The 6,111-nt window shown below is 55.7% G+C and carries 7 protein-coding genes and 1 tRNA gene; 5 read left to right on the forward strand and 3 right to left on the reverse strand.

All coding sequences use genetic code 11. The features are described 5' to 3' along the window. On the forward strand, positions 1–709 hold a 709-nt coding region (locus ERD80_RS19065; protein WP_136548087.1), incomplete at its 5' end, for a 2Fe-2S iron-sulfur cluster-binding protein. A 63-nt stretch (positions 710–772) separates the two neighbouring features. Here ERD80_RS19065 and ERD80_RS19070 read toward each other — a convergent pair. The 3 genes from ERD80_RS19070 to ERD80_RS19080 form a co-directional block, all read right to left on the reverse strand. Continuing rightward, positions 773–1,192 carry a hypothetical protein gene (locus tag ERD80_RS19070; RefSeq protein WP_058774862.1) on the reverse strand — a complete coding sequence of 140 codons (420 nt, stop codon included), beginning with the start codon at positions 1,190–1,192 and terminating at the stop codon, positions 773–775. A 14-nt stretch (positions 1,193–1,206) separates the two neighbouring features. Next, positions 1,207–1,875: a hypothetical protein gene (locus ERD80_RS19075; RefSeq protein ID WP_248295875.1), complete on the reverse strand. Its 669-nt coding sequence runs from the start codon at positions 1,873–1,875 to the stop codon at positions 1,207–1,209. A gap of 556 nt (positions 1,876–2,431) precedes the next feature. Beyond that, positions 2,432–2,507 (reverse strand) — tRNA-Phe (locus ERD80_RS19080). A gap of 193 nt (positions 2,508–2,700) precedes the next feature. Between ERD80_RS19080 and ERD80_RS19085 the strand changes: the two genes are divergently transcribed. The 4 genes from ERD80_RS19085 to ERD80_RS19100 form a co-directional block, all read left to right on the forward strand. Beyond that, positions 2,701–4,026, forward strand: coding sequence for a PAS domain-containing methyl-accepting chemotaxis protein (locus ERD80_RS19085; protein WP_058759546.1), 1,326 nt, complete (start codon positions 2,701–2,703; stop codon positions 4,024–4,026). A 93-nt stretch (positions 4,027–4,119) separates the two neighbouring features. Beyond that, on the forward strand, positions 4,120–5,343 hold the full coding sequence (locus ERD80_RS19090; protein ID WP_136548089.1) for a SpoIIE family protein phosphatase: 1,224 nt from the start codon (positions 4,120–4,122) through the stop codon (positions 5,341–5,343). Between the two features lie 10 nt (positions 5,344–5,353). After that, positions 5,354–5,905, forward strand: coding sequence for a SiaB family protein kinase (locus tag ERD80_RS19095; protein ID WP_136548092.1), 552 nt, complete (start codon positions 5,354–5,356; stop codon positions 5,903–5,905). 6 nt (positions 5,906–5,911) lie between these two features. After that, the coding region (locus tag ERD80_RS19100; RefSeq protein WP_136548094.1) for a SiaC family regulatory phosphoprotein at positions 5,912–6,111 on the forward strand (200 nt) is incomplete at its 3' end.

A 6,111-nucleotide genomic window follows, 5' to 3' on the forward strand; every position in this document is an offset into this window, starting at 1 on the left:
GCTGCTGGCGATGCTGCGTCACCTGATTTATGAAGGACGACGCAAACGCCGGATGCGCCCGGTGTATTTGCTGCAGTCGGCGCGTAACCTGGCCGAACGCCCGTTTGCGCGTGAGCTTGATGCGCTGCTGGCAGCCAGCGAAGGTGCGTTGAAACTGGTGCGCGTGCTCAGCCAGCCGGGTGCAGCCGAAGCGGGCGTGGATTACGACGTTGCCGGAAGGATCGATATGGCGCTGCTGTCGCAGGTGTTGCCTTTCAACGATTACGATTTTTATCTGTGCGGCCCGCCATCATTTACCCAGGCGATGTATGACGGACTGCGCGGCCTGAATATTGCCGACGCGCGTATTCATGCCGAAGCGTTTGGTCCGTCGTCGCTGCAGCGTCAGCAGGAGAATATGCCAGAGCCCGCCGCGCTGCCGCCGGTGGCGACCGAAGCGGTGCCGGTGGTGTTTACAGAGTCACTGAAAGAAGCGCGCTGGACGCCGCAGTCCGGCACGCTACTGGAGCTGGCCGAAGCGCGCGGCCTGAGCCCGGCCTACAGCTGTCGCGCCGGACATTGCGGCAGCTGTAAGACAAAACTGGTGAAAGGTGCGGTGACTTACACTTCCCGGCCAGGCATCACACTGGCGCAGGATGAAGTGCTGATCTGCTGCGCGGTACCGGCGCAGGTCGAAGACGGGGACACGGCGGTGCAGCTGGCGTTGTGAGGTGAGTGCCCGTCTATGCAATCGAACCAGCAGGCTGCAGGGCGGGCGGCATCTTACCCGCGCTCAGTTGGTCAGAATCGATTCGATTCCCTGTATCAACGCAGGGAAATAGGATTGATCAATAGCGATCCCGCCGGTCAGTTGCCAGCTATCATATATAGCGGGAGTCGCAGTGAAGTTGAAACCGATTAAATCACTTCCCTCGACAGCATTGAATTCGCAGGTGAACGCTTTCATTCTTGGTGCAAAATTTACCGGCTTAGGCCGTCCATTTTTATACAGGGATGCATAAAACTCCGATAACATTTCCTTCAGGCTTTCAAGGTCGAAAATCGTCAGTTCGCACTGACATTGCAGTTTTATACTGCAACCAGCTATTTCCAGCCAGCACATGATCAAATCCAGCCTGCGATCTTCAGGCTCCTCAATTCTTTCGATAAATGAGAAGCGAAATAACGTATCTTCATTTTTGATCTCAAACATTTCTGCCCCGCCACTCAGTCGATATGGAAGTGTGAAATTGTCCAGTCCCGTTCCCTGACCACAACATGTAACGTGTACTCTTTGTGGACATACCTGATTTTATCATGCTCCACGATCTTTTTCAGACGGGTCATTTTTATACGATATAAAAACATGCCGGGCATTTTTTGAGCATCAGGGCTTCGTGAACCATAGCGGATAGCTTTTTCCAGTATATTGACCGGAATATATCTACCCGACTCGGCCATATGCGCGGCCGTAGTACGTGTAAATTTAAGATTTCGCACGGACAGGCCAACCTTCAGGCGACCACGCAGCATATTCAGCGTTGCTTCGCTTAGCACACTGCCTATGCTTTTACCCGCAGCGACATCCAGCACCGCCCGACCACTGCTCAACAGGCGAAAAACACCAAATGCAATCAGCGCAATATCTAGCGGATCAATGAGCGGGGTTTGCAATGGGGCTTCTTCAAGCGTGGTAAAACGCCCATCCGCATCATAAACCTGCCACAGTCCGGGAGCATGCGCGACCGTGTAACCAATACACAGCCCTGTAGCATCATCCACAATTGGACGCGCACCATGTGGAGGCATGAACTGAGGTTTTACAGCATAATACTCATTATGAGGCAGGGGGTTCCTGAAGTTTAAAAAGTACCCCGGCTCATCGGGATCCAGCATCCGTATATCCATCACACCTTCTCCATTCTTCCATAAATCAAATTCCCGCATACAAGAATCGCGAATTATTTAATGAAGTCAAGAGCCGAATTATACTTATAACTAATCTTTCTCAATGAATTAGCTTTGCAACTTATGCATGAGGCCGGTTTTTCAGTTCATCATTAGCCATAAGTTACCTGTTCCCCTATCAAGTTGCTGAACTCGCCGTTGTCCTGTCTTTCAGGGAATTCACTAACAGTTTCTGGTAATTTTCTGGTTATTCGTTATCTGAATCGCTGACGAGCAGGCTTTCACCGCGAAGTTAAATAAATACGGCAGAAGATGATGGACGATATTTTAAATGATCGCAGCAGCTGGAGAGAATTATGGATGAATGAAGGCGAACATCTATCAACGCCAATAAAAAAAGGGTATCAGCGCTAACTGATACCCTTTCAGAAGGTTGGCTTAAAACCAAGCTGGTGCATTTACTCTGCACTCACCGTTGCTGGAACGCCACCTTCTTTCAGTCACCCGTCAGAAAATGTCTTTCTGACCAGTGCCTTGGTGTTAGTGGTGCCCGGACGCGGAATCGAACCACGGACACGGGGATTTTCAATCCCCTGCTCTACCGACTGAGCTATCCGGGCAACGGGGCGCATTAAACCTTACTCGCGCCGTACCGTCAAACGCTTTTCGGTAAAAATCAGCTGACTGCTGCCTTTTGCAGCAACCGCCGGAGCCGATGGTAAAAACCTGCGCAACCGCGTTATTTAGTGGTGAATTTTTAGCCACTCACGCCGATAACCGTGCTGACATCCCATAACCATAATAAGGTCCACCATGTTCAGCACTATTACATCGGGAATCCTGTCGCGCCTCGCGTGGCAGAAACGCAGTCACAGCAGCGCAACGCTCAGTTCGCTGCAGGAGGCCATCGCCATGGTCGAGTTTACGCCTGATGGTCACATCCTCACCGCTAACGCGCTGTTTCTGGAGCGCATGGGCTACACGCTGGCAGAAATTGTCGGCCAGCATCACAGCCTGTTCTGCACGCCAGATATGGTGCAGTCACCGCAGTATCGCGAGTTCTGGCAGCGTCTGAATCGCGGCGAAGGCTTCAGCGATAAGTTTTTGCGCGTGGCGAAGCACAGCCGTCCGATCTGGCTGGAAGCCAACTACGTACCGGTGCAGGATCGCCACGGCCGGGTGATTAAAATCGTTAAGCTGGCGAGTGATATCACCGCACGCATCATGGATGCGCAGGAGCAGCGCGCCATGACCACCGCCATTGAGCGCTCGATGGCGGTGATTGCCTTCAACCTCAAAGGTGAAGTGCTGATGGCCAACGATAACTTCTTTAATACCATGGGCTATCGCGCTGATGAGATCATCGGTCGCCATCACAGCCTGTTCTGTCCGCCCGAAATGCGCACCAGCGAGGCCTATCGCCGCTTCTGGCACAAGCTCAATCAGGGTGAATATATCTCCGGCCAGTTCGAGCGCGTCAATAAGCAGGGCAATACCGTCTGGCTGCGCGCCACCTATAATCCGGTGTTTAACAGCGCCGGCGAGCTGTACAAAGTGGTGAAGTTCGCCACCGACGTTACCGCGCAGGTGGAAAAAAACCAGCTGGAGCGCGAAGCAGCGCAGCAGGCATGGCAAACCGCTTTGCATACCAGCGAAAGCACGCAACAGGGTGCGGCGGTCATTGAGAACAGCGTACAGAATATCAATGCGCTAGCCAGCGAACTGCACGGTATTTCTGGTGATATCAATGATCTGAGCGACTCTTCCGATCGCATCGGCGCCATCGTGGAGAGTATTCGCCGTATTGCCGATCAAACCAATCTGCTGGCGCTCAATGCGGCAGTGGAAGCCGCGCGCGCCGGTCAGCATGGCCGCAGCTTTGCCGTGGTCGCCAGTGAAGTGCGCACCCTCGCGGCGAACATCAATCGCGCCACCAGCGAAATCGAGAATCGGGTTAGACATAACCACCTGCTGGCGGATAAGGCGCAGAAAGGCATCGCGTCGAACCTGAAACGTGCCGATCAGGGCGTAGTGCTCGCGCAGCAGGCGGGCGGTGTGATTGCCGAAATTCGTGGCAGCTCCAGTGAGGTGGTACGCGCCATCAGCCACGTCGCCGATACACTAAAAGCCCCGCAGTAAGCGCAGCAGCGAGCGCTGGCCGGCGGTGACATAAAAGTGTCATCGCCGTGTCGTAGCCTAAGATTATTCCTAATCGACGCCAGAATCCTTCTTATGCAGCTGCCTGATTCACCCACCGGGCTTAGCGCCCTGTCGGCCCGAGCCCGTGCGCGTTCGCTGTGTATCGCAGTGCCCTTCGTCACGCCAGCGATGGACAACACGGCGGTCATGGCGCTGTTTAGCGAACACAAAGATTTGATTGGCCTGCCGGTGGTGGAAAACGGCACGCCGTTCGGCATGATCAACCGCCACATCTTTCTGTCGCAAATGACGCGCCCGTTCTTCCGTGAGCTGTACGATCGTAAAAGCTGCATCGCCTTTATGGACAAACAACCGCTGGTGATCGATGCCGAAACCGAACTCGATCGGGTCGCGCAGCAGGTGGTCGCCAGCGGAGATAAATCAGTCACCGATGGTTTTATCGTGACTGAACACGGCCGCTATATCGGTATCGGTCTGGGTATCGATCTGATTCGTACCGTCTCCGATTTGCAGGCGCAGCAGCATCAGCAAATTTTACAAAGCATTGATTACGCGCGGGTGATTCAGGACGCGATGCTGGACCGCTCGCGGCAGCAGATGGCGCAGCAACTAAGCGACTGGTGCCTGCACTGGCAGCCGCGCGACGGCGTGGGCGGCGACTATTACGCCTTTCACCGCGACGAGCACGGCTGGCTAGCGCTGATTGCCGACTGCACCGGCCACGGCATCCCCGGCGCGTTTATGACGGTGATCCTGCATGCGGCGCTGGAGCGTGCGCTGCAGCACAACCATCGCGCGCCGTCCGCCCTGCTGCAGGCGCTCAATCGCCATATCAAACAAACGCTGGGCCAGCTCAACGCCTCGCAGCAGACCTCGCTGTCCAACGACGGCTGCGATGCGATTGCGCTACGGCTGGAGACGGCCAGCCATCAGCTGAGCTGGGCCAGCGCGCGCATGCACGCGGTGCTGCAGCCGGTACAGGGTGAAGCAGCCGCGCTGCAGGCCGATCGCGTCGGCGTTGGCTACACCGATACACCGCACGACTATTGCTGGCCGCAGCAGCAGCGCACACTGCAGCCCGGCGATGTGCTATTGGTGATGAGCGACGGCGTGACCGATCAACCCGGCGGCGCGCGGCACATCATGTTCGGCAAAAAGCGTATTCAGACGGTCATTGAACAACATAAAACCCTGCCGATGGCCGAGCTTTCCACGGCGTTTGCGCGGGCATTTCTTCACTGGCAAGGCAACCAGCCGCGACGCGATGACGTCACCTGGTTTGGCCTGCGTTATTAACGAGCTTCCTATGCATCCAGCTTCCTCCGGCACGTACCTGCCGCCCGACAGCGTTGCGCTGCACTATACCGGCTTCTTTTCGCCGCAGAACATCACTGCGATGGGCGAAGTGATCAAAGTGTTTCTGGAAAACCAGCAGGCGCCGGTCAAAGTGCGCCGCCGGCTGTTCTCCAGCTTTGTCGAGATTGTGCAGAACATCCTGCGCTATTCGCAGGACAGCCGCACCCTGACCCATGCTGAACAGGACTTTCGCTTTGGCACCGTGACGCTGCACGTAGACGGCAATAACTACGTGCTGGAGAGCAGTAATCAGGTCGATCAGGCCGCCTGCGAGCAGCTGCGCGACTGGCTTGAGGTACTGCGCACCATGAGCAACGACGAAATTAAGCAGGCCTATCGTATTGGCCTGCGCGCCGAGAGCCCCGCCACCAGCAAAGGGGCCAATATCGGTCTGCTGACGCTCGCCCGTGACGTCAGTGAACCGCTGGAGTATGAACTGCGTCCGCTGCCCGCCAGCGGCTTCGCCACGTTTTGGCTTAAAGCCACCATTCACCAGGATTGATGTTGTATGCAAAACCTTATGATTGCTGCCACTGAGAGCACGCCCGAAGTGAGTTTTGATTTTGCCACCCACCAGTTTGCGCTGCGCGGTGAGTCGTGGCCGGAGAACGCGGCGGCGTTTTATCGCCCGCTGCTGGATGCGCTTGAGCAGTGGCAGCCTGGAGCTGATAGCGCTGTGGAGGTCCATATCGCGCTGCGCTACTTCAA

It is taken from the genome of Pantoea sp. R102, from assembly GCF_004916815.1.
In the GTDB taxonomy this organism is placed as follows: domain Bacteria; phylum Pseudomonadota; class Gammaproteobacteria; order Enterobacterales; family Enterobacteriaceae; genus Pantoea; species Pantoea dispersa.